20 protein-coding genes and 1 pseudogene are annotated in these 26,092 nt (G+C 69.9%); 8 read left to right on the plus strand and 13 right to left on the minus strand.

All coding sequences use genetic code 11. The features are described from left to right. Positions 1-60 precede the first annotated feature (60 nt). The 5 genes from J4H86_RS09155 to J4H86_RS09175 all read right to left on the minus strand — a co-directional run bounded on the left by J4H86_RS09155 (position 61) and on the right by J4H86_RS09175 (position 6,547). On the minus strand, positions 61-1,197 hold the full coding sequence (locus J4H86_RS09155) for an ABC transporter permease (protein ID WP_236543080.1): 1,137 nt from the start codon (positions 1,195-1,197) through the stop codon (positions 61-63). Continuing rightward, a complete protein-coding gene (locus J4H86_RS09160; protein WP_236543081.1) occupies positions 1,197-2,192 on the minus strand; it encodes an ABC transporter permease in 996 nt (331 codons plus the stop codon). Before J4H86_RS09160 ends, J4H86_RS09155 begins: the two co-directional genes overlap by 1 nt. Then, positions 2,189-3,685, minus strand: a complete 1,497-nt coding sequence (locus J4H86_RS09165) for a sugar ABC transporter ATP-binding protein (protein ID WP_236543082.1) — start codon at positions 3,683-3,685, stop codon at positions 2,189-2,191. Before J4H86_RS09165 ends, J4H86_RS09160 begins: the two co-directional genes overlap by 4 nt. Further along, positions 3,675-4,715, minus strand: coding sequence for an autoinducer 2 ABC transporter substrate-binding protein (locus tag J4H86_RS09170; RefSeq protein WP_236543083.1), 1,041 nt, complete (start codon positions 4,713-4,715; stop codon positions 3,675-3,677). The genes J4H86_RS09165 and J4H86_RS09170 overlap by 11 nt, the downstream gene beginning before the upstream one ends. Before the next feature lie 119 nt (positions 4,716-4,834). Then, positions 4,835-6,547 carry a dihydroxyacetone kinase family protein gene (locus tag J4H86_RS09175; protein WP_236543084.1) on the minus strand — a complete coding sequence of 571 codons (1,713 nt, stop codon included), beginning with the start codon at positions 6,545-6,547 and terminating at the stop codon, positions 4,835-4,837. A gap of 453 nt (positions 6,548-7,000) precedes the next feature. Here J4H86_RS09175 and J4H86_RS09180 point away from each other — a divergent pair, with 453 nt between their 5' ends. Together J4H86_RS09180 and J4H86_RS09185 are read left to right on the plus strand one after the other, a co-directional pair. Further along, positions 7,001-7,219: a helix-turn-helix domain-containing protein gene (locus tag J4H86_RS09180; protein WP_236543085.1), complete on the plus strand. Its 219-nt coding sequence runs from the start codon at positions 7,001-7,003 to the stop codon at positions 7,217-7,219. Between the two features lie 14 nt (positions 7,220-7,233). Beyond that, positions 7,234-7,764 carry a Clp protease N-terminal domain-containing protein gene (locus tag J4H86_RS09185; RefSeq protein ID WP_236543086.1) on the plus strand — a complete coding sequence of 177 codons (531 nt, stop codon included), beginning with the start codon at positions 7,234-7,236 and terminating at the stop codon, positions 7,762-7,764. 85 nt (positions 7,765-7,849) lie between these two features. On the opposite strand, the gene J4H86_RS09190 is transcribed toward J4H86_RS09185, so the two are convergent. Continuing rightward, the gene (locus tag J4H86_RS09190; RefSeq protein ID WP_236543087.1) at positions 7,850-9,895 is read right to left on the minus strand and encodes an NHL repeat-containing protein; all 2,046 of its coding nucleotides are present in this window, start codon (positions 9,893-9,895) and stop codon (positions 7,850-7,852) included. A 192-nt stretch (positions 9,896-10,087) separates the two neighbouring features. Continuing rightward, positions 10,088-10,498 carry a DoxX family protein gene (locus J4H86_RS09195; RefSeq protein WP_236543088.1) on the minus strand — a complete coding sequence of 137 codons (411 nt, stop codon included), beginning with the start codon at positions 10,496-10,498 and terminating at the stop codon, positions 10,088-10,090. A gap of 629 nt (positions 10,499-11,127) precedes the next feature. Between J4H86_RS09195 and J4H86_RS09200 the strand changes: the two genes are divergently transcribed. The 5 genes and pseudogenes from J4H86_RS09200 to J4H86_RS27610 all read left to right on the plus strand — a co-directional run bounded on the left by J4H86_RS09200 (position 11,128) and on the right by J4H86_RS27610 (position 16,700). Next, positions 11,128-11,964: a hypothetical protein gene (locus J4H86_RS09200; protein WP_236543089.1), complete on the plus strand. Its 837-nt coding sequence runs from the start codon at positions 11,128-11,130 to the stop codon at positions 11,962-11,964. A 388-nt stretch (positions 11,965-12,352) separates the two neighbouring features. Beyond that, on the plus strand, positions 12,353-13,954 hold the full coding sequence (locus tag J4H86_RS09205; protein WP_236543090.1) for a DUF4303 domain-containing protein: 1,602 nt from the start codon (positions 12,353-12,355) through the stop codon (positions 13,952-13,954). A gap of 39 nt (positions 13,955-13,993) precedes the next feature. After that, entirely contained in the window at positions 13,994-14,368 is a 375-nt protein-coding gene (locus J4H86_RS09210; protein WP_236543091.1) for a hypothetical protein, read from the plus strand. Positions 14,369-14,493: 125 nt separating this feature from the next. Beyond that, the gene (locus J4H86_RS09215) at positions 14,494-15,327 is read left to right on the plus strand and encodes a M55 family metallopeptidase (protein WP_236543092.1); all 834 of its coding nucleotides are present in this window, start codon (positions 14,494-14,496) and stop codon (positions 15,325-15,327) included. Beyond that, a pseudogene (locus J4H86_RS27610) lies at positions 15,320-16,700 on the plus strand (M20/M25/M40 family metallo-hydrolase). The gene J4H86_RS09215 and the pseudogene J4H86_RS27610 overlap by 8 nt, the downstream one beginning before the upstream one ends. A gap of 94 nt (positions 16,701-16,794) precedes the next feature. On the opposite strand, the gene J4H86_RS09225 reads toward J4H86_RS27610, so the two are convergent. The 6 genes from J4H86_RS09225 to J4H86_RS09250 all read right to left on the minus strand — a co-directional run bounded on the left by J4H86_RS09225 (position 16,795) and on the right by J4H86_RS09250 (position 23,339). Next, positions 16,795-17,253 (minus strand): flavodoxin family protein, encoded by a 459-nt coding sequence (locus J4H86_RS09225; protein WP_236543959.1) that lies wholly within the window; start codon positions 17,251-17,253, stop codon positions 16,795-16,797. A gap of 154 nt (positions 17,254-17,407) precedes the next feature. Further along, a complete protein-coding gene (locus tag J4H86_RS09230; RefSeq protein WP_236543093.1) occupies positions 17,408-18,430 on the minus strand; it encodes an ABC transporter ATP-binding protein in 1,023 nt (340 codons plus the stop codon). Continuing rightward, a complete protein-coding gene (locus J4H86_RS09235) occupies positions 18,423-19,508 on the minus strand; it encodes an ABC transporter ATP-binding protein (protein ID WP_236543094.1) in 1,086 nt (361 codons plus the stop codon). The genes J4H86_RS09230 and J4H86_RS09235 overlap by 8 nt, the downstream gene beginning before the upstream one ends. Further along, positions 19,505-20,425 carry an ABC transporter permease gene (locus tag J4H86_RS09240; protein WP_236543095.1) on the minus strand — a complete coding sequence of 307 codons (921 nt, stop codon included), beginning with the start codon at positions 20,423-20,425 and terminating at the stop codon, positions 19,505-19,507. Before J4H86_RS09240 ends, J4H86_RS09235 begins: the two co-directional genes overlap by 4 nt. Further along, the gene (locus tag J4H86_RS09245) at positions 20,422-21,474 is read right to left on the minus strand and encodes an ABC transporter permease (RefSeq protein ID WP_236543096.1); all 1,053 of its coding nucleotides are present in this window, start codon (positions 21,472-21,474) and stop codon (positions 20,422-20,424) included. Before J4H86_RS09245 ends, J4H86_RS09240 begins: the two co-directional genes overlap by 4 nt. Continuing rightward, positions 21,471-23,339, minus strand: a complete 1,869-nt coding sequence (locus J4H86_RS09250; RefSeq protein ID WP_236543097.1) for an ABC transporter substrate-binding protein — start codon at positions 23,337-23,339, stop codon at positions 21,471-21,473. The genes J4H86_RS09245 and J4H86_RS09250 overlap by 4 nt, the downstream gene beginning before the upstream one ends. Before the next feature lie 517 nt (positions 23,340-23,856). Here J4H86_RS09250 and J4H86_RS09255 point away from each other — a divergent pair. Beyond that, positions 23,857-26,028 (plus strand): fibronectin type III domain-containing protein, encoded by a 2,172-nt coding sequence (locus J4H86_RS09255; protein WP_236543098.1) that lies wholly within the window; start codon positions 23,857-23,859, stop codon positions 26,026-26,028. Positions 26,029-26,092: the final 64 nt, after the last annotated feature.

Raw genomic sequence — 26,092 nt, forward strand, 5'->3', positions numbered from 1 at the left:
TACCCGGAAGGAAGCGAGGGTCCGCCCGTGGCGGGGTGCCGTCGAGGGACCCTCGTCGTCCTACGTTCGCGGGTCCTGGTCAGTGGTCCGCAGCGCCCCGGTCGTGTCACCGTCGGGGTCGACGGCCCCGCCGGCCGGGCCGGCCAGCTCGGGTTCCGTCGCCGCGGGCGGCGCGGCGTCCGGCCGTTGGTCCTTCCCCTTCAGCCAGAACCGCCAGCCCGGGGCACGGGAGCCGTCCCCCATTCGCTGGCTGATGCCGAGGACCGCGATCAGCAGCACGCCCCAGCCGAACTCGGCTGCGAAGTTGGCGCCGCCCCACGTGCCCAGGGCCATGTTGATGCCGGTCTGGATCTGCTGCATGGCCGCGACCGAGAGCACCACCAGGGCGATGCGCCCCCGACCTCCGAAGGTGTCGATCCCGGTGACCACGGCGACGAGGATCGCCTGGATCAGGAACGAGGACCCGAAGGACACGTTCGCCGAGTTGGTGCCGCCGAACATGAGGATCCCGGCCAGTGAGGCCAGGATCCCACTGAGGACGTAGGTTCCCACCTGGACGCGGGCGACGTTCATCCGCGCGAACCGGGCCACCTTCTCCGAGGCGCCGACCGAGTAGACGCGGAAGCCGAACCGGGTGCGGGTCGTGACAACGCTCAGGATGACGACGATCGCGGCGAAGAAGAGGAAGGAGATCGGGATCCCCGCCACCGTGCCACGACCCAGGGCGTTCAGGGTCCCGGTCCCGTAGACGGTGCTTCCGCCCGTGATGCCGGTGGCGATCCCCGTGAAGATGCCCATCGTGCCCAGGGTGATCGGGATCGGGTGCACCTTGAGGTAGGAGACCAACAACCCGTTGACCGTCCCGGCGATGGCGCCGACCGTGACGGCGACGAGCAGGCCGACGACGGTCGCGGGGCCGGCCCCGAGACTGGGCTCCAGCGCGGTGACGGTCAGGGCGAGCCCGATCGCGGCGCCGTTGGCGACAGCCACGATCGACAGGTCGATTCCGCCGACCAGGAACGTGAGTCCCACACACAGCGCCAGGATGCCGATCGGCGCCATCTGGTTCGCCATCGAGGCGATGTTGCGGAACGTCGGATAGGTGTTGGGCGCCAGAACGCTCAGCACGATGAACAACCCGACGATGAGCGCGACGAGGGCGATGATGTGCTGCCCGCCGCCAAGACGTTGCCGCATCAGGCCACGACTCCTCTCGCACGATCCACCCGGCGCTGTCGCAGCGCGGGAATTCCAACACCGAGGAGCAGGAATCCGCCCACGAAGGCCGGCTGCCACGCCGAGGGGATCCCGACGAGGACCAGGCTCGCCCCAACCATGGTCACCAGGATGACGCCGAGCATGGTGCCCAGGACCGTCCCACGGCCGCCGAGCACCGACGCCCCGCCCAGCACGACGGCCGCGAGGACGTCGAGTTCCATGCCGACGAGCGTGAACGGGTCCGCGGCCTGGTTCAGCGAGGCGCTGATGATGCCGGCCAGACCGGCCAACGCGCCCGCGAGCACGTAGGCGCTGAACCGCACCCGCCGCACCGGCACGCCCAGACGGATGGCGGCCTGTTCGTTGTCACCGGCGGCGTAGAGGCTGCGCCCCCAGTTGGTGTAGCGCAGCGCCCAGGCGATGACGAGCGCGAGGACCACGAGTACCAGCACCGCCACGTGCAGCGACGCCTGCCGTCCCCCGGAGGAGAGGGTGAGGAGCTGGGTCCCGGCGAAGTCGCTCATCTGCGCCGGCAGGACCCGGATCCGGTCGGTGCCGACGAAGGCCAGCAGTCCCCCGCGGAACAGGGTGAGCGTCCCCAGGGTGACGATGAGCGACGGGAGCTTGAGCCAACTGACGAGAGTCGCGTTGACCGCGCCGAAACACGCGCCGATCGCGCTCGCCAGCAGCGCGGCGACGATGAAGCTGCCTTGGAAGTCGAGCTCGGTGAGGGCGACCGTGGCGATGTACATCGAGGCCACCGCCGTGGCCGACACCGAGACGTCGATCCCCGCGCTGATGAGGACGACGAGCAGGCCCAACGCCATGATTCCGATGACCACCGAGCCACGGGCGATCCCGAAGAGGTGGGCCAGTGACAGGAACTGCGGCGAGATGAGCGCGAAGACCGCGGCGAGGCCGATGATGACCGCCGCGAGCATCGCCTCACGGGTGGCGAACACGCGCCGGATCACTGCTCGCCTCCTTTGCTGACGATCTCCAGGTACTGATCCTCCGTGAGTTCGTCCGCCGGGTGTGCGGCCACGACTCGTCCCTCATGGACGAACAGGATGTCGTCGCATACGCTCAGCAGCTCAGCGGGCTCGTCGGAGATCACGAGCAGGGCGGTGCCGTCGTCGGCGACCTGCCGGATCAGGTTGTGGATGTAGGCGCGCGAACCGATGTCGACGCCGACGGTCGGGTTGTTGAGGATCACGACCTCCGGTCCCGGCGCCAGTGCCCTGGCCAGCAGGACACGCTGTTGGTTCCCACCGGACAGCGAGGACACGGGCTGCTCGACCGTGGGCGCCTTGATCTTGAGGTCGTCGCGCCAGTAGGTCGCGATCTCCCGGATCTTGGCGTTGGAGAGCATGCGGCGGGAGTCCACCGCGGCGTCCAGGTGGTTGATGACCGTGTTGTCGGCGATCGACCAGTCGAGGAACAGGCCCTCGGTGAGACGGTCGTCGGGCACGTACTGCAGCCGCGGGTTGGTCCGCAGGTCGGTGGCGGGCTTGCCGTGGAAGAGGACGTCGCCCTTCTCGTGGTCGACGAGACCGGCCATGGCGAGGCCGATCTCCGTGCGGCCGGACCCGACGACACCGGCGAGTCCCAGGACCCGGCCCTTGTGCAGTGCCAGGTCCACGTTGTGGAAGCTGGAGCTGAGGCTGAGGTCCCGCAGCTCCATCACCGGTGTGGCGGTGCGGCTGGCGACGTTGGTGCGGCGGTCGTTCTCGACCACGCCGCCCGTCATCAGTTCCGTGATGCGTTCCTGGTCGTACTCCTGGGACGGGCCCGAGGAGACGATGTCCCCGTCGCGGATCACGGTCACGTCGTCGGCCACGTCGACGATCTCCCGCAGCTTGTGCGAGATGAAGACGAACGACAGCCCCTGCTGGCTCAGCGAACGGATCGCCGACAGAAGCTGCTCGATCTCGTCGTGTGTCAGCGCGGCGGTCGGCTCGTCCATGAGGATGATCCGGCCGTCCGAGGACACTGTGCGCGCGATCTCGACGAGCTGGCGTTCGGCGGTGGAGAGGTCCCCCAGCCGGGCGTTGAGGTCGATGTCCAGCTCCAGGGCCCGTAGGGCCTCCCGCGCCTTCGCCTTCATGGCCCGTCGGCTGAGGCCCCGCAGCAGCGGGACGTCACCCGAGAACGTCAGGTTCTCGGCGACGGTCATGTTGGGGAAGAGCGCGAGGTCCTGGAAGATCACGCGCACACCGCGTGCGATGCTCTCGCGCGGCCCCACGCGGTCGATCGGTTCCCCGTCGACCGCGATGGTGCCGCTGTCCGGCTCGACCACCCCGGCGATGATCTTCGTCAGGGTGGACTTGCCCGACCCGTTCTCACCCACGAGTCCGTGGACGGTGCCCTTGCGGAGCGTCAGGTCAACGTCCCGGAGGGCCGTGACCTTGCCGTAGGTCTTGGTGACCCCACGAACGGTCACGGCCGGAGGGACGTTAGAAGTCATACTCGTCGACGTTCTCTTCGGTCACGTTGATCCACGCCTCGTCGCCGTAGATCACCTTGCCGTCGATCGTGATGTTCTCGTAGCCGTCGACGCCCAGGTCCATACCGTCGGTGATCTCCTCACCGTCGAGGATGGCCTTGGACAGGACGTTCATCGCGTACGCGGCGTCGGCCGGGTCCCAGAAGGTGATCAGGTCGATGGCGCCGGACTCGATGCCCGCGCGGGCGTCCTCGGCGGTGCTGGTGCCCACGACGGTGATGTCGTCCTGCAGCCCGGCCTCCTCGACGGCCTGACCCGCGCCCACCACGTCGGTGGAGGCCGAACCCTGGACGCCCTTGAGGTCGGGGTAGGCGGAGAGCAGTTCCTGCATGCGCTCGTAGGCCTGCTGAGAGTCGTCGGAGGTCTCGACGATGTCCCCGACGTGCTCCATCTCGGGGTAGTTCTCCTCCTGGTACTCGATCGCCGCGTTCACCCAGTCCATGTGGGTGGCGGAGCTGAGCGAGCCCACCATGAGCGCGTACTCGCCCTCACCGTCCATGCGGGTGGCGAGCTGCTCCATCAGGTTCTGGCCGTAGTCGGCGTTGCGGAACGCTTCGAGGTCGTAGTCGGCGTTCTCGATCTCGGGCGCCTCGTGGGTGATGACCACGACGTCGTCGTCCATGGCCTCACCGAGGACCTGCTCCACCGCGTCAGGCTGGAAGGGCACCACGTTCAGCGCTTCCACGTTCTGGGCGAGGAGGTCGTCGATGACGCGGACCTGGGCGTTGGCGTCGGCCTGCCCGGACCCCTGCATGTAGGCGTTCTCGCCGGTGTCCTCGGCGTAGCGGTCGGTGCCCTCGCCGAGGCGGGTGAACCAGGAGATGCCCGTCAGCTTGGGCACCGTCACCATGGTGGGGCCGTCGCCGTCGGCGGCGGGGGCACCCTCACCACCCTCCTCATCCAGGCTTCCGCATGCGGTGAGGGCCATCGGAACAGCAACGGCCGCCGCCGCGATGGCGGTGATGCGGCCCTTGAACGAGGTCTTTCTCATTGCTCTCCCCTGAGATACGCGGCACCTGATGGTGCCTCCGGTACTGCAGAGTGGTCCCGTGACGGTGGCCGTGCCGGAGCCAGTGGTGGCTGTGCGCTGGCCGTGCCGCCGCCCGTGGATCACAGATCCTGGGCGACGTCCTCGACGAACCTGAGGAACGCGACGGAGCCCGGGTCCGGGCGTCCGACACTGCGCTCCCCGACCCAGCTGGCACGGCCTCGCTTGGAGGTCCGGCTGGTGCCCTCGTCCACCGCGGCACGGGCCGCGGTGAGCGCCGCGTCGGCGACCGCGCCGGCCGGCTGGTCGACCTGGGACTCCAGGACGTCCACCACCGGTGCGATCACGTCGACGACGGTCTTGTCCCCGACCGCCGCGCCCCCGCGCGCCATGATGTGGTCGAGCAGGGCGCGGGCGGCGGTGGCGAGCTCGCGTGAGGTGAACCGCGTCGCGTCGGTGACCGACCGCGACGCCGTGATGAGCCCACCTCCGACGAGGGCCGCGTATGTGGAGGGGTTGGCGCTGGCGAACGCGGCGCCGGCGGCACGGAGGATCTCGCTGGGGTGAGCGGTCTCCGGGAGCGCCGACACCGCGTCCCGCACGGCCTCGGCGCCGGAACTGATGGTGATGCCCAGGTCCCCGTCACCCAGCGCGGCGTCGGATTCCCGGAGTTCCTCCGCGTGGTGGGGCAGCCGGTCCACGACCGCCAGGACCGCGGAACGGAGCGGACCAGGGTCGGCGACGGTACGTACCTCGGTGGGGGTGTCGGCCGCCGCGCCGGTTGCCACCGCGCCCACCGTGCGCTTCGCCCCGGCCTCGGGAGCGGGTTCGGTCACGATCTGGGTGAAGAACGGGGACCGCGCGGGGGCGTCGATGAGTTCGGTGAGTTCGTCGTCGAGATTGAGGATGGACAGCGACGCCCCGGCCATCTCCAGGCTGGTGGCGTACTCCCCGACGTACTTGCGGTGGACGGTGACGCCGCGCTCGGCGAGTACCTGGTGGGTGCGCCGGTACAGGAGGTAGAGCTCCTCCAGCGGTGTGGCGCCCAGACCGTTGACGAGGACGGCGACGCGGCTGCCCTCGGTCAGGTCGAGTTCCTCGAGGAGTTCGGTGAGGAACCGGTCCGCGATGGAGTCGGCGGGCTCCAGGGGCCCGCGGTGGTTGCCTGGTTCACCATGGATCCCGATCCCGACCTCCATCTCGCCGTCGGCGAGGGTGAAGGTGGGCTTGCCGGCGGCGGGGAGGAAGGTCGGCGAGAGGCCCACTCCCATGGTGCGGCTGCGTGCCACGGTGCGCCGCGCGATCTCGGTGACGGAGTCGAGGTCGTCGCCACGTTCCGCGGCGGCGCCGGCGGTCTTGTAGGCGAAGATGAGCCCGGCCACGCCGCGCCGGGTGTCCATGGACTCCTCGGGCGCGGACAGGATGTCGTCGGTGCCGATGACCGTCGTGGTGCGCACGCCATCGGCCAGGGCGAGGTCTCCGGCGATGTCGAAGTTGTACACGTCACCGCCGTAGTTGCCGTACAGGTACAGAACTCCGGCGCCATCGTCGCTGGCCAGGGTCGCGGCGTGGATCTGCTCGGCCGACGGGGAGGAAAAGACGTTGCCCACGGCCACGCCGGAGGCGAGGCCACGGCCCACGTAGCCGAGGAAGAAGGGGAGGTGGCCCGATCCGCCGCCGGTGACGATGCCGACCCGGCCCGCGGTGCCCGCGTCCGCCCGTACGAGGGCACGACAGTCGGCCGAGGCCGGGCGCAGCTCATCGCTGTGGGCGAGGAGGATTCCCTCCACCACCTCGTCAACGAAGTCCGCGGGGTCGTTGATGATCTTCTTCATGGGGCGCCGTTCCTAGTGCCTGAGTGCCATGAGTGGCCGCGACGTCATCGGGGGCGCCACGTGGTGTGGCGACGTCGGTGACGAGGCAGTGAATACCGCAACGAGCTCGATCTGAGCGGGTGAGTCGAGACCAGAAATGATCTTGATCACCGCTTGAAGTTACGAGCGTGTTTACTCCGTGTCAAATCAGTGTATAGACGACATCACGCAAAATACACGACACCGCACGCAAACATGCAGGTTAAACCCCAGAACCCCTCGGAAGTCCGAAAACCGGCCAATCACCACTCTCCGTGATACTCGCTGGTGAGACACACTTCACTCGAACGGCCTCGCGTGTGATACCCCACGCCACCCCCTGACCAACTACCCCGACCGACCATCTCGGCCGGCCGTCCCGGCCGACCGTCAACTCTGGTTGACACGGACGGCGCGTCAACCTACATTGACACTATGAGCACAGACCAGCAGATCGCGGTCGACGCGTCGAGCCGGGACCCGTCCGTCGGCCTCCGCGCCGTGCGCTCCCTGCGGGCCCTGGTGGAACGCCTGGAGCTCCTGCAGGTGGACAACGCACGGTCGCAGGGGTGGTCCTGGCAGGAAATCGCCGACCACCTGGATGTCAGTCGCCAAGCGGTGCACAAGAAGCACGCCCGCCGCCGTCAAGAGTGAGGGGAAGACCTCCAATGTTCGAACGTTTCACCCGCGTCGCGCGCTCCGTGGTCATCGACGCCCAGGAGGAGGCCAACGGGCTCAACGCCAAGACGATCCGACCCGAACACCTCCTGCTGGGCCTCCTGGCCGGTGGCGGCCCCGCCGCCCGGACACTGCACAACCAGGGCTGCGCGGAGTCCGCCGTCCGGGCCCACGCCTCAGGCCTGGACCCCAAGGCGTTGCAAAGCATCGGTATCAACCTGGACCAGGTCCGCTCCACCACCGAGGCCGCCTTCGGCGAAGGGTCACTCGACCGCCCCGGCGGCTCCCGCCCGCGCCACATACCGTTCGCCAAACAGAGCAAGAAGGCCCTGGAACTCGCGCTCCGCGAGGCGATCCGACTCCAACAACGCGATATCTCCGACGGCCACATCCTCCTTGGGCTCCTCCGTTCCGAGGACCCTTCCACCCAACGTCTCCTCCGCAGTATCTCGGTCGACCCGGCCTCCCTGCGCGAGGAGATGGAGGAGTCCCTGACCGCCGAGACCAGACCGCAGGAGTGAGCCCCACCAACGCTGGACGGAACCAAGCCCACAACCTGGTGCCACCACGTCGGTACGACGGCGGGAGGGACCCCGCCTCTCGTGACTAGGCGTTGGTGGCGCGCTGACGCAGACCTCGGCGCACATAGCGCAGGACTCCCACCGCGACGACGACGGCGACGACGCTCAGCACGGAAACCCACGTCGTCGCCTGACGCGCCGACTCGCCCTCGGCTGGGGCCGCCGCGGCGTCTTCGAGCAGATACAGCTCCCCATCGTCGATGAAGTGCAGGTCACCCGCTCCATCGACGGTCAGGCCGTGAGGGGCGTCCAGCGCCGTTCTGAGAGCGGGGGCGGGGACGGAACCGGTGCGGATGTCCTGACTGGCGCCGGCGATGACGCCGACACGGGCGCTGCCCTCGTCGTTGGTGACGCGCAGGATCCCGCCGCTGAACTCCCCCGGGGCGACGTTCTCGGTCTGGCGTAGTTGCCCGGAGACGTAGATCTCGTCTCCGTCGTCCGGCCCGACCGCCATGTCCGTGGCGGAGAAACCACCGTCCACGGCCCCGTACAGGGACACGGTGGAGAGCGTCTCCCCCTCATCGCTGAGCCTGATGAGGGTGTTGCGGTCGGTGTCCAGTACCACCACGGAGCCGTCGGCGTCCACGGCGAGCGCCCCGATGTCGGGCGCCCAGTCGACCACGGTCGTGAGATCGGCGAACTCGTAGAGTTCGCCGTCGTCCACGGTGTAGATGAGGTCGCGGGAGGCGGCGTAGAGACGGTCCGGCCCGACCGCGAACGACTCGATCCCCGCGTCCCGCTCGGTGAGGAAGGTGGTCGAACCGTCGAGGAACTGGCGCACCAGCCCGCCGTCACTCAGGTAGACGGTCGACCCGTCGTCCGCCGCCTCCACCGCGTCCACTCGGGCGCCCGGGGCGGCGAGGTACTCCTCCTCCGCCTGGCGGGACTCCGCCGTCACGTCGCCCACCAGGAACTCGTCCCGGGTGGCGACGACGAGGGACTCGTCGGGGCCGGCCGCGAGGTCCTTCGCTGTTTCGGAGAAGGACGAGATGGTGACCGGGCCCCCGCTCAGGGTTCCCTCATCGCGCCGCACCCGCCCGGTCGTCGTGCCCTGGCTCTCTTCGTCGCGGCGCCAGTTCGCGAGCACCGGGGCGTTAACGCGGGGCACGACCGACGCCCCCGCCTGCGCCGACGCGGGGATCCGCCACACCGTCGCGGATTCACGGGAGGGCGCCCGGTCGGTCAGGTAGAGGTCGTCCCCGTGGAGGACCACGTCACGGGTCGGCAGGGGCGTGTGTACCCGGACGGCGTCGCCGTCGTCCACGAGCAGGCCCTGCTCGCCCGCGACGAAGATGACGTCGTCGCCCACCGCGACGTCGACGGCGTCGCCGGTGTCGAGGGGTGTGGCGCTGGTGCTCAAGACGGGCTCCAGGACTCCGTCCTGTACCTCATACACACTCGATCCGGTGGCCATGTAGAGGGCGCCGTCCTCTGCGAGGTCGAACCCTCGCGCCAGTTCGCCGTCGGGGAAGTCCTCCGGCTCGAGGACCGTCTCGGACTCATCCTCCTCGTCGAGGTACACCACTTCGCCGTCCGGGGCACCGACGTATACCCCATCGTCGTCGGCGCCGAGGACGAGATGGCGCGACCCGACCGGGTCGGCATCGGAGGTGTAGGCGGTACGGATGGTGCCGTCGGTGTCGATGGCGCGCACACTCATGTCGCTCCCATCGCCGACATACACGGTGCCGTTGCCGGCCACCGCGACAGCGCTCGGGCTCTCCAGCGAGGCGTCGACGGCGGGACCGTCGTCCCCTCTGTCGCCCGCCTGTCCGAGCTGTCCCGCGACGACGTCCGCACTGCCGCCGGGGCTCATCGAGAAGACCAGCCCGGATTCGGTGTCGGCGACGTAGACCGTGCCGTCGTCAGCGACGTCGAGGCCGTCCGCGCCCGAGAACCCGTCGACGGTGGTCGCGACCTCCGCCTCCCCGATCAGTGGGACCAGGGTCCCCTCCGCCGATCCGAAGGAATCCGCCGCCGCGGAGGGTGCGGCGGCGACGGTGATCCCCAGCCCAAGTGTGGTGGCGAACGTCGCGGCGAGGACCAATCGAGGGGTCGGGTTCCGGCGCATCGGCCCGGGCACCTTTCGTCGAGGCGTGTCGAGGGGGTCACGGGGCGGTGGGGGACGGTCCGCCGCGGTCCGCGGTCGGGGGACAACGGACCACACGCCTCCGATTCTAGGGACCGTCCGGGCGCTCACCGTGACGGGGGCGAGATCCGTGTTCGGACCCACCGCCGGGGGAGGCCAGGCACACGCGAAGGCTCAACGCCCGACGAGGGCGCCGATCTCGGAGCGGCGCGCCCAGGCTATGAGCGCGAATATGACACCGAGGGCGACGGTCTGGACCGCGAACGCCTCGTAGCCCGCGGCGAGGAAGAGGTTGGCGACGGTCGCGCCCACCATTACCCCGAGCAGACCGAGGGCCGCGAGGCCCGCCAGGCGCGGGATCAGCAGCCCCACCGCTCCGGCGACCTCCAACACACCCGTGACGTAGCGAAGCCACTGGCCGAGCCCGATGTCGGCGAAGAGCCGCACCGCGTCGGCGCTCCCCATCAGCTTGGGGATCCCCTGCACGACGAGAAAGAACGCGGCGAGGAGTATCTGGACGGCCCACAGGACGGCCGTCAACCACGTGGGTCGCAACCGCCCGCTCGACACCGGCTCTCCGCTCATCCCAGGTCTCCTTTCTCGCGTTATCCTCGTCGCGTCCACACTGCCGTGGAGTGGCAGGCCGTGACCACTTCCGGCCGGAGCCCCTGGGCCCGTCGTCGTCGAGAATCACTCGGGCGAGGACCGATGGAAAGGCACCCGAGATCCGCAGGACGTCCGCTTCCTCCGCTGGGGCCCCGGAGCCGCGAGCCGTGGGGGCCTTGTCCCTCCTCGTACCCCTGACGCACGCCCCGGACCCACGTCCTGTCTCCCTGTTGGTGCCTTCGAAACCGGTACCGCCGACCCGGTCGAATCCCGCGCGTGGGTCGGGTGCGAATCCCTGGTCGACCACCGGGCACTCCCTGTTGGTCGGACCCCGCCGAGCCGAACGCCGATACGGTGCGGCCACCGGGGCCGAGGCGTCGACCGAAAACCAGGAACGGGTGTCCCGGTGACGAACCGCTCTCGGCCACCGGGACCGCTCGAAGCACTGTCCACTCGAGGGCGAGCCGCGACGAACGAGCGGGCTTCCGTTGTCCTCGGCCCCGGACGCTGCGAGGATCGACCCACATCCCCGCGATCGTGACCTCCTGATCACTGACCACCTGGTAGTGCCCGGCTCGTCACCCGATCCGACCGCGCAGGAGTCCGCCATGGCAGAGCTCCCTCACGGAACACCCGACCCGCGCCGCGTCCCCCAGTGGGCGCCGACCACCCCGGGCCCGGCCGGAGGAGCCGCTCCACCGCCTAGGGGCGGAGCGGCGGGCCGGCCCAAGTCTTCCACGGGGCGCACCGTTGGGGTCACCTGCCTGACCCTGGTCCTGGCGGCGGCCCTCGGTCTCCTCACGTTCGGGGGCCTGCTCTACTGGCACTTCACCTCCCCTGAGTACCAGCGCAGGATCTTCGACCAGTGGGGAGGCCACGACCTGGCCGACGACGCATGTGAGCGTCTCGCCGCCGCCCTCCCGGCCGGCCTCCGGGCGGGCCCGATCTCCCCTGAGTGGACCGACGACGAGAACGCGCCCTTGACCTGCCACTTCACCATCCCTGACGCCAGCGGCGCCGGCACCGAATGGAGCGTCGAGGTCACCTACTCGGTGCGCCATCAACCCCTGCTTTTCGGTGTGGATCGGTCCACCATCCTCGACGGCCGCTACGGCGGCGACAGCGAGTCCGAGGAGCTGCTGGCCGATTGGCAGGAGGTGTCGGACTGGCGTGGCGTCGACGGCGTGGGTGAGCGGGCCAAACACTTCCTGCTCTGGGACGACGGTTCTGATTCCGCGACTGGGGAGTGGCGCCAGGAGAGCGGCGTCCTCTCCAGCGTGGCGCGAACCCAGGACGACAACGCCGTGATCGACGTCAGCGTGTTCGCGAACCTTCCCCTTGCCGAGGACGACGACTTCGGCGACCCGGACACCTCCGCGATCGCCGCCAACTTCGGCGCACCCGCCGAGGCGATCCTGCCCCACACCCTGGTCGCGCTCGACTGAGACCCACCGTCATGGCCACCGCTCGGCCGCCCCGCGACAGCGCCCTTTCGAGCCGGTGCCCGCTTGGTACCATTCGTGCGATGCGACCCCCGGTCCCCGCCAATCCGTGCGGCGTCATCACCCCCTCTCCGCCCCGGGAGCCGGGGGCGGCGAGCTCGTACGTGGGGTCCGCATTCGCCACCGTCCGACCCAGGTCAAGAATGGGACCGGTAGCTGGCCCTCGAGTGTGGGGTGGGACTCGGCGCCCACGACCACTGCCCCTCGACCCACGAAGCGGTCCGCGCCCCTCCTGACCCCCACGCGGAGCGCACAACACGCCCCGGCCGCACGCCCCAGCCCCCGTCGAGCGCGCCGTTCCTGACCGGCCACAACGGAAAGGCCCCCTCCCATGTCGGACGAGTTGCTGGTTCAACGCCTCGTGTCGGCGGCCCGGGCCGCGTTCACCCACGCACGCGACGCCGACCCGGACGAGCTGTTCTACTGCCACGCCTTCTACGCGTCCAGCGGCCTGTTCACCTCGATCCAGCCGGTGTGCACCACCGAACGCGACCACCGGGCCACGATCGCCGGCACCGAGCACTCCGCCGAGCAGGAGGAGTTCCTCCGCTGGAACCCGCCCGACTGGCCGGGGTTCGACGCCGCCGAGGAGTCGGCGGCCGAGGAGATGACCGCCCTCCAGGACACCCTGTCCGACCGGCTCCCGGACCCGTTCGCCGAGGGGCTCGACGCCGCGGTGGCCGAGGCGGAGGCGGCCACCCGGTACGAGGCCTGCGTCCAGGCTCTGGAGATCCTCGACGCCGAAGGCTGCTTCGGCGCGGGTGAGGAACGGGAGCGCACCATCCTCGCGGTGCTGTGTCCGGAGGTGGCCGGGGACGAGGAGGCGGACGCGGTCCGGCACCTCAATCCGCGGGGCGCCATCGACCGGTACTTCCCCGACGGTGTGTGGGAGGGCCCTCCGCCCCTCGGGGACCCCCTCGCGCTCGACTGCCCACCCACCCCGCACATCGCCGCCCTCGCCCACGGTCGCGACGGCGACGCGCTTCTGGCCTGCGGCCCGGGCGGCGACCTCTTCTCCTGGGACCTCAACTCCGGAAACCCCCCACGCGTGGCACGTGAGGAGCGACGGCACCTGTGGCGCGCGGCCATGTCCAGCGACGGTTCCGTCGCCGTCGTCGGCTGCTCCCTGGCGGAGACGCCCCGAGCCGCCCGCACCTACCGCGTCGACCTGACCAGCCTCGCACTCAGCGACCTTTGCGCCGGTGGCGACGCGGCCCTCGCCGTCTCCCCCGACGGGCGCCTGGTCGCCACCAGTGACTACGAGGGCACCCTGCGCTGCGTCGACGTGGCGAGCGGCTCCGACGTGTGGACCGAAACCCGCCCCGTGGAGAACATCGCGTTCGACCTCCAGTTCTCCCCGGACTCCGCGACGCTGACCGTCGGTGGCCGCGACACGACCCTGGTCGACGCCGCCACGGGCAAGACGCGTGCGCCGCTGCTCACCACCGAGGGAGTGACCCGCTCCACCAGCGCCTGGTCCCCCGACGGCTCCCGCGTCGCCGTGGGCGACGCCCGGAGCGGCACCATCGCCATCCACACCATCGCGGACCCCAGCGGCCCTCCCATCGTGCTCCCGTCCCCGCCACCGGACGGCGGCCACGCCGCCGGCGACGACGGAGTCAACGCGCTCGGCTTCTCGCCGGACGGGACCCGACTCGCCTCCGCGCACGACAGCGGCGACCTCCACCTCTGGAGCGTGGCGGGGGAACACCTCCTCCGTCTCCGCGCCTGGCAGGACAGTCTCAACGCCGTCGTCTTCCTCCACCCGGACGAAGTGATCGCCGCCGGAGACGACACCGAGAACTCCACCCCCATCGCGGTCTGGACCCTGGGGTCCGACGACTCCGGCGACGGATTCGAGCACTCCGGTTCTGACGCCGGGGATCCGCCGGACACGGCTGAGGCACCGGAGAGGGCTGGCGGATCGAGTTGACCCACCGTCCCCACCCGTCCCACCGGCCGGACGTGTCCGATGCCTGAACTCTCCCCGCGCGCCAACGTCGTCACCGGCCTCCACGAGCGGTTGTCGGAGATGACGACGGACATCTACCGCGAGCAACTGGAGCCCGGCGCCGGCACGATCTCCGCCCGGGAGAGTGTGGCCGCCGAGGGAGTCAGCCGCAGCAGCACCGCCGAGGTGACGGGGATTCACGCGATCACCGACGGGCAGATCATGATCCTGGTCCAGGGCGAATCCGGGGAATCCGGCGGAGAAAACGACGGTGAGGAAGAAGAGCACGAGTTCATCGCCACTGTCGTCCCCCACCAGTCAGGGCGAGTGGGAGATCCATTCACTCGAACTGTCCCACGTAGGGGACGCTGGCGCCCCCCAGGACCAGTGAGCTGACCCATGAGCCACGCCCCCTGCGGACTTGGCGGTAGCGGAACGGGGAGACGAGCGCCGGACCTCGAACGCACGAGCCCACCCCTGTCCCTGGCGATCTACGGTCGGCTCGCCGTAGGATGCGCCGGGTGAAGATCCTCATCTCCGCCGACATGGAGGGCGCCACCGGCGTCACCTGGTCGGCCGACTGCGAGCCTGGCAACCCCCGCTGGGAACGATGCCGGCCCATGTTCACCAGCGACGTCAACGCGGCCATCGCCGGCCTGTTCGAGGGCGGCGCGACGGACGTCGTGGTGAACGAGGCGCACGCGACGATGCGGAACCTCCTGTTGGAGCGGTTGGACGAACGCGCCAGCATGATCACGGGTCGGCACAAGGATCTGACCATGGTGGAGGGGCTCCAGAGCGGCGACTGGGACGGGGTGGTGTTCCTCGGCTACCACTGCGGCGCCGGTGAGGAGGGGGTCCTCGCCCACACCTACTTGCCGAACTCGATCACCGGAGTGTGGCTGAACGGTCAGCCCGCGAGCGAGGGGCGGCTCAACGCGTCGGTCGCCGCGGAATTCGGAACCCCCGTCATCCTCGTCACCGGTGACGACTTGGCCTGCGCCGACGCGGACCGCTACGCGCCCCACGCCCGGCGCGCCGCCGTCAAGGACCACGTTTCCCGCTACACCGCACGGTGCCGACCACCGGCCCAGACCGCCCGCGACATCCACGCCGAGGCCGTGGCCGCCGCCCAGCTCGCCCAGCGGCACGAACCGGTCGCCGCGGGCCCTCTCACTGTGGTCGTCGAGGTCGACGCGGCACATCTCGCGGGCGCGGCGACCATGGTCCCCGGAGTCGAACGCGTCGACGCGCGCACCGTCCGATACACCTCCGACACGGCCTACGACATGATTCGCGGATTCAAAGCGGTGACAACCCTGATCTCGGGAGCGGTGGAACAGACCTATGGCTGAGACGCGCGAGCCGATGTCCATGGCTGCGGCCTGGGACCTGCTGGACGAGGAGGTCGTGCGGCTGACCTCCGAACTCATCCAGATCGACACGACCAACTCCGGGGGTGGCCAGGGGGCGGAGAGGCCCGCCGCCGAGTACGTCGCCGAACAGCTCTCGGACGTGGGCATCGAGCCCACCGTGTTGGAGTCCGCGCCCCACCGGGCGAACGTGGTGGCGCGCATCCCCGGTGAACGTTCCGATCTGCCCGCCATCCTGGTCCACGGCCACTTGGACGTGGTCCCCGCCGACCCCACCGACTGGTCGGTGCACCCGTTCTCCGGCGAGGTCCGCGACGGTGTGGTCTGGGGCCGAGGCGCGATCGACATGAAGGACGGCAACGCCAAGATCACCGCCCTGGCGCGGATGTGGGCTCGCACCGGTACCCGACCCAGCCGCGACGTCGTCCTGGCCTTCACCGCCGACGAGGAGGACACCGGTACGTAGCGCCGGGTGGCTGGTGAAGGAGCACGCGGACCTGTTCGAGGGCTGCGCGACCGGCATCAGCGAGTCCGGGGGCTACACGGTGCACGCCCGACGCGCGGACGGCACCACGGTGCGGATCTACCCGGTAGGCGTGGCGGAACGAGGGTCGGCCTGGCTGCGGTTGACCGCGCGGGGCCGCGCGGGCCACGGCTCACGCCCCAACCCCGAGAACGCCGTGTCGATGGTGGCCCGCGCCGTCGCGCGGATCAGCGAACATCGCTGGCCCCTCGCGCTGACCCCGGCCGCCCGCGCGTCACTGACCGAGATCTGTGCCGCGCTGGGTGTCGATCCGGGCTTCGCCGCCGACGGATCCCTCAGCGAGGCCGAGGCGGAGCGGGTCCTCAACGAGATCGGGCCGGCGGAGCGGATGCTGCGTCCGGTACTGCGCAACAGCAGCAACCCCACGATGCTGGACGCCGGGTACAAGCTCAACGTGATCCCGGAGCTCGCCACCGCCGGAATCGACGGTCGAGTCGTGCCCGGTGGCAGGCAGGCCTTCGAGGAACGGATCGACGAACTCACCGGACCCGGGGTGGACTGGGAGTACGCGAGCGACTCCCCGGCCATCGAGGCACCGATCGACGCCCCCGAGCTGGCGGCCATCCGCGCGGCGATCCAGGCGCACGACCCTGACGGTATCGTCGTACCGGTCTGCCTGAGCGGCGGAACCGACGCCAAGGACTTCAGCGTCCTCGACATCGCGGGGTTCGGCTTCAACCCGCTGCGCCTGCCGGACGGTTTCCCCTACGGAACCCTCGCCCACGGCGTCGACGAGAGAGTCCCCGTGGACGCCCTCCGCTTCGGAGCCCGCGCCGTCGACTCCTTCCTCCGCAGCCCGAGCCTCACCTGACCGTCCGTTCTTCCCCCCATCGGCATTTCTCCACTTCCAACCGACGGGGGCGCACTTTCACGTGCCTTGGCGGGGTCGGACACTCCCATCGGGCTTACACCATCCCGCCGGCGGCGAGGGCGGTGACCGCACCGAGCTCCCAGAGGCTCTCCCGGTCGCCGGCGCTGAGGGGTCCCACCACTTCCACCGGGGGGCGAAGGCGGCTCCACCCCATTCCCGTGGCGATCGACTCGACCGCACGCACCGCCCCCGTGGTGTCGTTGTTGCCGTGGACGTACAGCGCGTAGGGCAGGCCTGCGGTCTCGTCGCCACAGGGGTAGTACACAGTGTCGAAGAAGTGCTTGAGGGCGCCGGACATGTACCCGATGTTGGCGGGGGTGCCCAGGACCACGGCATCGGCGCCGAACACGTCAACGGCCGTGGCCGCGAGCGCCGCCCGGGACACCACCTCCACGTTCTCGATCTCGTCGTTGCCCGCCCCGGAGCGCACCTCCGCCAACATCTCCTGGGTCGCGGGCGAGGTCGTGTGATGCACGATCAACAGACGCGCCATACCCTCAAGTGTCACACTCGCCATCCTCCATCGGCAGCCGCCGCCTGGGCGTAGCTCACCCGGCCATGACAGGTGGAAGCGCACCCCCACCCGTTGGACGCGGAGAAGCCTTGGTGGGGGTGGGGAGTTCCTGATGGGGGGATCGGCGGGCGGGTTAGGGGGTGGGGGCGGCGTGGGCCAGGTGGCACGCGACGTCGGTGATCTGACCTCCGCCGAGGATCGCCGGGTCTTCCTCACGGCACCGGTCGTCGACCCCCGCCCGCTGTGCCTCTCCCCCGGACAGGGCGGGGCAACGGGGGTGGAACCGGCACCCGGGTGGGATTCGGGCGGCGTCGGGGGGTTCGCCCGTGAGGACCACCGGTGTGGTGGCCCCGCTCTCGGGGAGGACGGACACCAGGGACTGGGTGTAGGGGTGCCGAGGCGCGCGCAGGACCTCCTCCACCGTGCCGATCTCCACGATGCGGCCCAGGTACATGACCGCGACCCGGTCGGCGATGTTCCACGCCAGACCCAGATCGTGGGTCACGACCAGGGCGGACAGGCCCAGTTCGTCGCGGAGTCGAAGCAGCAGGGCCAGGATCTCGCCGCGCACCGAAGCGTCGAGGGAGGCGACGGGTTCGTCCGCCACGATCACCTCCGGGTCCAGCACCAGGGCTCCGGCGATGACCACGCGTTGGCGCTGTCCCCCGGAGAGTTCGTGGGGGTAGCGGGTGAAGAACCGTTCCGGTGGGCGCAGGCCCGCTCGGGACAGGGCCCCACGCACTTGGTCGATCTCGTCGGCCTGGAGGCCGTGGTGGATCCGGAGTCCCTCGGCGACGGCCTCGTACACGGTGTGCCGCGGGTTCAGGGAGCCCGTGGGGTCCTGCAGCACCAGTTGGACGCGCTTCCGGAACGCCCGCAGGTCCCGACCTCGGTAGCCCAGTTCCTCGCCCTGGAAGGTGACCCGACCGCCGGTGGGCTTCTCCAACCCGAGGAGTGTGCGGGCGAGCGTAGTCTTCCCGCACCCCGACTCGCCGACCAGCGCGACGATCTCCCCGGGCGCCACATCCAGGTTCACGCCGTCCACGGCACGGGAGGTGGGACGGTTGCCCCGGCCACGGAACTCCTTCACCACACCGTCCGCGGCGAGCGCCGTACGGGTCTCCTCCCGCTCGGGCTGAGTCACGGCGTCAGTCATCGCTGGCCTCCTTCTCTCCCCGCACTGCCTCACCCGGAGCCGACGATCTTCCCCTGTCGTGCGGGTCGGAGTTCGGAGGCGCGGCGCGACTCCCGTCCGGGACGAGGCTCTCCCCCTGGTCGGCGAGGACCCGAACGCACGCCGCCTCCCACTCCTCTCCAGCGGTCCACAGTCGGGGGTCCAGTTCACGGCAGTGGTCCAGTGCGACGGGGCAGCGGGGGTGGAAGGTGCACCCGGTGGGCAGGTCCGCGGGGTCGGGTGGGTCACCCGGCAGCCCGCGCGGGCTGAGCCGCGACGAGGCGTCGCCGATGAGCGGGAACGCCCCGCTGAGCGCTGAGGAGTAGGGGTGCCTGCCGCCACGGAAGACGGCGTCCGCCGGTCCCTCCTCCACGATGCGCCCGGCGTACATGACGGCGAGCCTGTCGCAGGTCGCGGCCAGAACGGACAGGTCGTGGCTGATCATCACCATGGCGATTCCTTGTTCGGCCACCAACTGTTCGATCAACCGCAGGATCTGCGCCTGGATCATGACGTCGAGGGCGGTGGTCGGCTCGTCCGCGATGATCAGGTCGGGTCGGCAGGCCAAGGCCATCGCGATCATGACGCGCTGCCGTTGCCCGCCCGAGAGCTCGTGCGGGTAGGCCCGGGCTCGCGACGCCGGCAGACCCACGTCACTCAGCAGCTCCCGGGCCCGTTTCTCCGCCTGACCGCGGGTCGCCTGTTCGTGCAGCAGGATGGGTTCGACGATCTGGTCCCCGACGCGTTGCACCGGGTTGAGTGAGTGCATCGCGCCCTGGAACACCACCGACGCCTGGACCCACCGCACCGCGCGCAGTTGCCCCCATCGCATGGCGAGCACGTCCTCGCCGCCCAGACGGATCTCCCCGCTGATGTCGACCCCGGCCGGCAATAGGCGCAGCAGCGACAGTGCCACGGTGCTCTTCCCACAGCCGGACTCGCCGGCCAGGCCGAGCTTCTCGCCACGGTCGACCGAGAGGGACACACCGCGCACGGCCGGCACCCCACCCCCGGCCCCGGGGTAGGTGACGTGCAGGTCGCGAACGTCCAGGAAGCTCATCGCGACCTCCTCAGTCGGGGATTCAGCACACCCTCCAGCGCGCGGCCGCACAGGGTGAAGCACACCGCGACCACCGCGATCGCGAGCCCGGGCGGCACGATGTACCACCACAGTCCGGAGCTGACCGCCCCGGCCCGGCGCGCCTCCTCCAGGATCCGTCCCCAGGACACCACGTTGGGGTCACCGAGCCCGAGGAAGGCGAGCGTCGCCTCGGCGATGATCGCCGAGGCGACCATCAGCGTGGTCTGTGCCAGCACGATCGGCATGACGTTGGGCAGAACATGCCGGGTCATGATGTGGTAGTGGCCGCCACCGAGGGCCTTGGCGCGTTCGATGTAGGGACGCGCCTCCACGGCGAGGGTCTGCGCGCGCACGACCCGGGCCGTGGGGGGCCAGGCCGCCATCCCGATCGCGATGATGATGGTCGTGGTGTCCCGACTGAGCACGGCCGCCAGCGCGATGGCGATCACCAACATGGGAAGCACGATGAACCAGTCGGTGATGCGCATGAGGATGGTCTCGGTCCACCCCCGGAAGTGCCCCGCGAGGATCCCCATCACCGACCCCAGGCCCACCGAGATGAGCGTGGCGAGGAGCCCGACGAGCAGCGAGATCCGGGCCCCCCACAACAGTAGGTGCCACAGGGACCGGCCGTCGGCGTCGGTGCCCAGTGGGTAGTCCCAACTGGGCGGTTGGCGCGGTACCCCGGCGGCGTCCGTGACGCGTAGGGCTGTCTCCGGGACGAACAGCGGCGTCGTCAGCGCGGTCAACACGATCACGACGAGCAGGAACATCCCGATCATCCCGGCCCGGTTCGTCCGGTAGTTCCGCCAGAAGGCGGCCAGGGCCTCCCGGCGACGCCGCCACGCCAGGGCACGGGGGGAGAGCGGAGCGGACGCCACCTCCTCCGCGCTCATGACCGCACTCGCGGGTCGAGGAACGGGTAGATCAGGTCAGCGATCAGGTTCATGAAGATCACGGCCGCGGAGAGGAACAGGAACAGTCCTTGCACGAGCGGGAGGTCCGGAACGTGCAACGCCGTGTAGAAGGCGCGGCCCAGTCCCGGCCAGGAGAACACCGTCTCCACGAGGATCGACCCGGCGACCACCTGCCCCAGGTTGAGGAAGATGAGGGTGACCGTGGGCAGCAGGGCGTTGGGGATGGCGTGCCGGCGGAGCACCAGCGCGTCCCGAAGCCCCTTGGCCCGGGCACTCACGAGGTAGTCCGAGCTGCGTTCGTCGAGCATGGACGACCGCATGATCATCAGGTACTGGGCGTAGATGACGGCGACCATGGTCGCCACGGGCAGCACCATGTGGTGTGCGGTGTCCAGGGCCGTGGCGAGTGGACCGCCCCCACCACCACTGCTCATCCCTCCGGTGGGGAACAGGCTGGGCAGCGGTCCGATGCCCGCCGCCAGCAGGCTCAACAGGATCAGGCCGAGCCAGAAGGTGGGGACCGACCAGAAGGCGATCGCGGTCCCCGTCTGCAACCGGTCGAACCGGGAGCCGTACCGCCACGCGGCGCGGCTGCCCAGCCACAGGCCCAGCATCGCCGCGATGACGGTACCGGTGCCGGCGAGGAGGAGCGTCGCCCCGAGGTGGTCGGCGATGATCTCGGTGACCGGGCGGTTGCGCTGGTAGCTCACCCCCAGGTCGCCCTGGGCGAGGTTCACGCAGTAGTCGACGAACTGCTGCCACAGCGGCTTGTCCAACCCGAACTGCTGGCGCAGCGCCTCCTGTTGTTCCGCGCCGATCGGGGTCTCCGCGGCCATCGCCCGAACCGGGTCGCCGGGGAGGATGCGGAAAAGGAAGAAGGACAGCGAGGTCAACGCGAACAGGGACACGATCGCGCCAGCGATCCTGCGCAGGACGTAGCGGACGACTCCGCCCCACCCGGGACGTCCGTCCCGGTCATCGACCGGGACGGACGCTGCTCCGCTCGAGGTGGTCGAGGCTCCGGTCACTCGCGGTCCCCAGCCGTCGCCGAACGACGCCACAGCACGAATCCGACACCGGCCACGACCACCACGACGGCCCCGCCGATGGCGACCAGAGCGGTCGTGGACAGCCCCGAGCCGGCGTCCGTCTCCGCCGGCTCCGCCGTCCACCAGGACCACATGTCGTCCTGGCCGTAGAAGATGCCGCCGGGGTCGGGGTGCGGGGTCATCGACCCCTCCTCGATGACGTCACTACGGTAGGCCTCGACCTGGCGCGGGTAGACGAGCGTGTTCATGACCGCCTCGTCGTAGAGGATGGCCTGCATCTCCTGGATGATCGCGGCGCGTTCGTCCGCGTCGACCTCCACCCCCTGCGCGGCGTACAGCTCGTCGTACTCCTCGTCGCAGAACCAGGAGTCGGAGGACATCCCGTCACCCGGCTCCGCGGGGCGGGCGTCACAGGTGTGCAGTTCGAGGATGCTGTCCGGGTCGGGGTTCACGGACCATCCGGTGAAGATCAGGTCGTACTCACCGGCGTCGAGGTACTCCCCGACCTCGCCGGAGTCGACGTTCTGCTGGTCGACCGCGATGCCGATGTCGCCCAGCCACTCCACCATCGACTCACCGGTGCGCACCCGGTCCGGATCGTCAAGGTGCACGATCATGCGGAACTCCAGCGGGTCACCGTCGGGCGACTCCCGGACCCCGTCATCGCCCATCTCGTACCCGGCGTCGTCCAGCATCCGCTCCGCCTCCTCCGGGTCGAAGTCGATGCGGTCGTCACCCTCGGGAACGTAGTAGAAGTTCTCGAACCGCGCGGGGATGTTGCCCTCGGCGGGTTCGGCGTATCCGCCGTAGACCCGATCGACGAGGTCCTCCTTGTCGATCGCGTGCATGATGGCCTGGCGGACGGTCTTGTCCTGGAGCGCGGGGTGGCCGTCCCCGATCTCGTCGCCGTTACGGGCCTCGGCGCCAGGGTTGATCGTGAACCCGAGGAACCGTCGTCCCAGCCCCTCGTTCACCACGATGTTGCCCTCGCCCTCGCCGGAGAGCTCCTCGGTCTGTGCCGCGGTCAGGCTCTGGATGAAGTCGACGTCGCCGCTGCGCAACGCCTCCACCTGCGCGTCCTGCTCGTCGTAGTACTCCATGACGACGCGGTCGAAGGCGGGCCGGCCGTCGTAGTAGTCGTCGTTCGCCTCGTAGACGAGTCGTTGCCCGGGCACGTACTCGGTCAACACGAAGGGACCGGTGCCCACCACGGGGAAGTCGTCCTCCTCGGCCGGCGTGAACTCGGCGAGGTCGTCGATCTCCGACCACACGTGCTCCGGGAGGATGGGGACACGCATGTGCTCACCGAGCGCCACCGGCTCGTCGAACGTCAACTGGACCTCGTGGTCGCCCAGCGCGGTGGCTTCCTCCAGATTCTTGACATAGTTGGCGAGCGCGGTATTGGCGCCGTCCTCTTCCTCCTTCATGGTGTTGAAAGTCCACACCACGTCATCGGCGTCGAAGGCCTCACCGTCACTGAAAGTCACGTCGTCGCGGAGCTGGTAGGTCCAGACCGAGGGGTCGACTTCGCCGTCCTCGTCTTCTCCCGGCGCCCATTCCTCGGCGAGGCCCGGAATCACTTCGTCGGATTCCGGGTCGTACATCGTCAGGTAGTTGTACTGCAACCGCATCGCGGAGGTACTGATGAGCCGGATCGCGGTGAACGGGTTGAGGGTGTCCACCTCCTGACTGACCGCCATGGTCAGGGTGTGCTCGCTAGTGGATTCCTCGTCGGCGACCGCGGGCGCGGCGGGGAGTCCAGCGAGGAGAAGGGCGGCGCCTGCGGCGGCGAGCCCCCGAAACGGGGCGCCCCCCGCGGGGGATACGCGTCGTCGAACCATCATTCTCCCGTCCCTCTGTGTCCACACCGTGGACACCCTTTTCCGGGCTGTTTATCATTGATCAGAAGGGAGCGTCAACGATTACCAGAAACCGGGGCAGTGGCGCATATAAACTGACAATCCAACGTAAGTCGGTCTGCCGCACGGCAACTCTCCGTCGCCATTCACCCGATTGGTTTGTGACATTCTCGCAACCCGGCCCACACAATCCCGAAACACATAACGATCGCGGATTGCGTCCCAACGGTTCGTCGAATGCCCCCGAAGCACGCCCCAGAAACCTGACGGGCCGAGACCCCATGGCGCGCTTCGTCCCGATAAGGTAAGAAACGCTCGAGCATCAACGCCGCGGCTGCCGCCGGTCACCTGCACGGCGGGCCTGGCACGACGGGGTTCGCTCCCCACGGACGAGACGGGGTGAGTTCGGCGGATGGTGCCCCCCGGTACCCCCCAACGGCACACGACGCGACCAAATGGTGCTGGTCCCACGCGCGCCACGGGACGACAGTGGTTCGCCGGAATGGGACGCGCGCTCCGGTCCAGTGCCGCCGGAATCACGGTGGGCGTCCTCGGCTTGGCCGTGGTCAGCACCGCGCTCGGAATTGGCGCGACCGGCAGTGCCGACGAGATGTCCGACGGCTCCGCGTGGCTGTGGAACGCCTCCGGTGAGGCCACACGCGTCAACGCGCACAACGCTCGTGTTGACCTGGCCGCCGCGCTGCCGGAGAGCGAGGGCGGACAGGTCGAGGTCACCCAGAACGACCAGTACCTCCTGCTCCGCGACCAATCCAGCGGCAAGGTAACCTCCGTGGACCTCACCGACATGGGCTACTCCGGCGTGCTGGAGATGGGCGCGGGCACCGACTTCCACGTGGCGCTCGGCCAGGAGACCGCCGTCGTCATCGACCGCACCCGTGGCGAGGTCAAGGCGGTCGACCCCGCCACACTGCAGTCGACCGGCCCCACCATCACCCTTCCCGCGCCGCTCACGGGCGGCGCCTTCGACCGGGAGGAGACGCTCTGGCTGGGCGTTCCCGCCCAGGGGGCACTGGCCGGGATCACCGTCACCGACGACGAGGCGACGCTGGGCGAGACGCCGACCGTGGCCGACCCCGACAGTGACCTCGACGTCACCGTCCTGGACGGTGGCGCGCTCGCCTACGACCGCGGCGGTAACCGACTCGTGCTCACCGGCGCCGACCGCGACCCCGAACCGCTCGGGTCCCCGGTGGCCCTGGACGGCGCGGAGGCCCCCGACCGCACCACCGGCGCGATCGCCGCCGTGACCGTGCCCAGCAACGGCGACATCGTCACCGTGGACGTCACCGCTGAGGAGCCCGAGGTCGACTCCTTCTCCGTTGACCACCCCGGGGTGGGGACCGCGGTGCCGTTCGAGGGGCGGATCTACGCCCCGTTCGAGCAGGAGGGCACCGTTCGCGTCTACCAACCCAACGGGCGGGAACTGGCTCCCATCTCCCTACCGGACGCCGAGGGCCCGTTGGAGCTGGAGGCGCGGGAGGACCATCTCTTCATCAACGCGCCGGAGAGCAGCGTCGCGGCCGTGGTCAACGGCGACGGACAGACGAACATCATCGACAAGTCCGCGCCGCCTCCGGGCGAGGAGGAGGCCGGCGGCTCCCGGGCGTCGGAGTCCGAGGAGTCGGACGGCACGGACGGTGCTGTGGGCACGGGCTACGACGGGGGCGACACCGTCGTCCCCTCCTCCCCCGGGACCAGTACCGGCTCGCCCGAGCCCGGCGACGGGGGAGGCTCCGGATCCGACGAGGACCCGGGCAACGGTTCCGAGGGGGGCGACGGAGGGGAGTCGCCCAGTCCGTCTCCCTCACCGGAGGCGAACGACGACGAGGGATCACCGCCCAGCGCGCCCGCACCGGTCTCACACACCACCGGAGACTCCTCGGTGGAACTCTCCTGGTCGGCCGCCCACTCCCCCGACGCGCCGGTCGACGAGTACACCATCACCTGGGACGAGGGCAGCACCACCGTTCCGGGGGACGAGGTGAGCACGGAGATCGACGACCTGGAGAACGGCGTGGGCTACGTCTTCCGGGTTCAGGGCAGCAACCGGTACGGCACCGGTCCGGCGGCCCAGTCGTCCCAGGCGATACCGGAATCCGACGCACCCGGGGCCGCCTCCGGTGTCAGTGCGGAGGAGTCGGGAGTCGGACGGGCGACGGTGTCCTGGGACGAGTCCGACAACGCCTCCGACTATCTGGTCACCACCGTCTCCGACGGCGGGAGCAACGTCGCCGACCGCACCAGCGGCGGGACCTCCGTGGACGTGAACGGGCTGGAACCGGGCGAGACCTACCGGTTCACCGTGACCCCCCGCTCGGCGGGAGGCGCCGCGGGAGAGTCCGCGATCTCCGACCCCCTGACCATGAGCGAGGCCGAAGTGGGCGCGCCGGACAGCGTCGACTTCTCGGTGGAGGGCGGCTCGGTGACCGTCACCTGGTCCGAGGTGGAACACGCGACCCAGTACACGGTGACCCCCCACGGCGACGGCGCGGCGGCCCTGGACGAGGTCACGGTGAACGGCGGCGACACCTCACACACCTACCAACGCGGGGCCGGCCGCTGTTACGCGTTCACGGTCACCGCCGTCGGAGCGGGCGGCCCGGCGGAGACGAACACCAAGAGTTCCACGTCCTGCGTGCGCGACTTTAACTAGCGGCGCGGCAACTAGCGGCACGGCGATCAGCGGCACAGTATCGAGTGGAACGGAACGAGGAGAA

The sequence above is a fragment of the Spiractinospora alimapuensis genome (assembly GCF_018437505.1).
Taxonomy (GTDB): Bacteria; Actinomycetota; Actinomycetes; order Streptosporangiales; family Streptosporangiaceae; genus Spiractinospora; species Spiractinospora alimapuensis.

Excerpts from the sequence above, each read along its gene's own strand:
- J4H86_RS09155 (WP_236543080.1), bottom strand. The coding sequence starts at position 1,197 with ATGCGGCAACGTCTTGGCGGCGGGCAGCACATCATCGCCCTCGTCGCG.
- J4H86_RS09165 (WP_236543082.1), bottom strand. The coding sequence starts at position 3,685 with ATGACTTCTAACGTCCCTCCGGCCGTGACCGTTCGTGGGGTCACCAAG.
- J4H86_RS09170 (WP_236543083.1), bottom strand. The coding sequence starts at position 4,715 with ATGAGAAAGACCTCGTTCAAGGGCCGCATCACCGCCATCGCGGCGGCG.
- J4H86_RS09175 (WP_236543084.1), bottom strand. The coding sequence starts at position 6,547 with ATGAAGAAGATCATCAACGACCCCGCGGACTTCGTTGACGAGGTGGTG.
- J4H86_RS09180 (WP_236543085.1), top strand. The coding sequence starts at position 7,001 with ATGAGCACAGACCAGCAGATCGCGGTCGACGCGTCGAGCCGGGACCCG.
- J4H86_RS09185 (WP_236543086.1), top strand. The coding sequence starts at position 7,234 with ATGTTCGAACGTTTCACCCGCGTCGCGCGCTCCGTGGTCATCGACGCC.
- J4H86_RS09190 (WP_236543087.1), bottom strand. The coding sequence starts at position 9,895 with ATGCGCCGGAACCCGACCCCTCGATTGGTCCTCGCCGCGACGTTCGCC.
- J4H86_RS09195 (WP_236543088.1), bottom strand. The coding sequence starts at position 10,498 with ATGAGCGGAGAGCCGGTGTCGAGCGGGCGGTTGCGACCCACGTGGTTG.
- J4H86_RS09200 (WP_236543089.1), top strand. The coding sequence starts at position 11,128 with ATGGCAGAGCTCCCTCACGGAACACCCGACCCGCGCCGCGTCCCCCAG.
- J4H86_RS09205 (WP_236543090.1), top strand. The coding sequence starts at position 12,353 with ATGTCGGACGAGTTGCTGGTTCAACGCCTCGTGTCGGCGGCCCGGGCC.
- J4H86_RS09210 (WP_236543091.1), top strand. The coding sequence starts at position 13,994 with ATGCCTGAACTCTCCCCGCGCGCCAACGTCGTCACCGGCCTCCACGAG.
- J4H86_RS09225 (WP_236543959.1), bottom strand. The coding sequence starts at position 17,253 with ATGGCGCGTCTGTTGATCGTGCATCACACGACCTCGCCCGCGACCCAG.
- J4H86_RS09230 (WP_236543093.1), bottom strand. The coding sequence starts at position 18,430 with ATGACTGACGCCGTGACTCAGCCCGAGCGGGAGGAGACCCGTACGGCG.
- J4H86_RS09235 (WP_236543094.1), bottom strand. The coding sequence starts at position 19,508 with ATGAGCTTCCTGGACGTTCGCGACCTGCACGTCACCTACCCCGGGGCC.
- J4H86_RS09240 (WP_236543095.1), bottom strand. The coding sequence starts at position 20,425 with ATGAGCGCGGAGGAGGTGGCGTCCGCTCCGCTCTCCCCCCGTGCCCTG.
- J4H86_RS09250 (WP_236543097.1), bottom strand. The coding sequence starts at position 23,339 with ATGATGGTTCGACGACGCGTATCCCCCGCGGGGGGCGCCCCGTTTCGG.
- J4H86_RS09255 (WP_236543098.1), top strand. The coding sequence starts at position 23,857 with ATGGGACGCGCGCTCCGGTCCAGTGCCGCCGGAATCACGGTGGGCGTC.